The sequence below is a fragment of the Vibrio sp. 2130-1 genome (assembly GCF_033339515.1).
The window spans coordinates 1-710 of sequence record NZ_JAWOUT010000261.1 but is presented as its reverse complement, the minus strand read 5'-3'; the positions used below and the strand labels follow the sequence as shown (position 1 = coordinate 710).

Below are 710 nucleotides of genomic sequence, written 5' to 3'. Positions count from 1 at the left end.
TCAAGGCAAGAATTTGTCTCTGCAAGTGAATACGAAGGGCATCCGTCTGCTGTACTACCGTTTCACACCGACGGGTAACGAACTGTGCAAACTGCTTGGCAACAAGCCAAATTCCCAGTACTACGATCAAATGCTCGCCTTGTTAAATCAAAAGTTTAGCGTAAGTACCGAAGCAAGCAGCAGCGTGAACTATACCGTTTAGTTTCGCTCTAGGAGCTTTAGGTCACCTATGATCTAAAAGCTCCTCAAGCATTACACGAGGCTTTTTTCCACCCATGATCCAAAAGCTGAGTTAGCTGATCACACGACGCTGTTTAAGCTCATTCAAACACAACTCAACCAACTCTTCGACGCTCTTCTCGCCTGCTGGCAAATCAATTTCTGGATTGATTGGCGCTTGATATTCTGAATCAATACCCGTGAAATTTGGGATCTCACCTGCTCGCGCTTTTTTGTATAAGCCTTTTGGATCTCGGCCTTCGCACACTTCGAGAGATGCATTCACAAACACTTCAATGAACTCACCTTCGGGCAGTAAATCGCGAACGAGTTGACGCTCAGCACGGTGAGGAGAAATGAACGCGGACAACACAATCAAACCCGCATCTGCCATCAGTTTAGCCAACTCGCCAATACGACGAATATTTTCACGACGATCTTGTTCAGAAAAACCTAGATCACTACACAGGCCATGACGAACATTGTCACCG

2 protein-coding genes are annotated in these 710 nt (G+C 46.1%); one reads left to right on the top strand and one right to left on the bottom strand.

Features of this window, described 5'->3' with window-relative positions; all coding sequences use genetic code 11:
* A partial coding sequence (locus R7Q09_RS25610) for a DUF2806 domain-containing protein (RefSeq protein WP_318143872.1) occupies window positions 1-202 on the top strand: 202 nt, incomplete at its 5' end.
* Window positions 203-292: 90 nt separating this feature from the next.
* Here R7Q09_RS25610 and cysC read toward each other — a convergent pair.
* Window positions 293-710, bottom strand: a 418-nt coding sequence (cysC, locus tag R7Q09_RS25605; RefSeq protein WP_318143871.1) for an adenylyl-sulfate kinase, incomplete at its 5' end; no start/stop codon positions are given.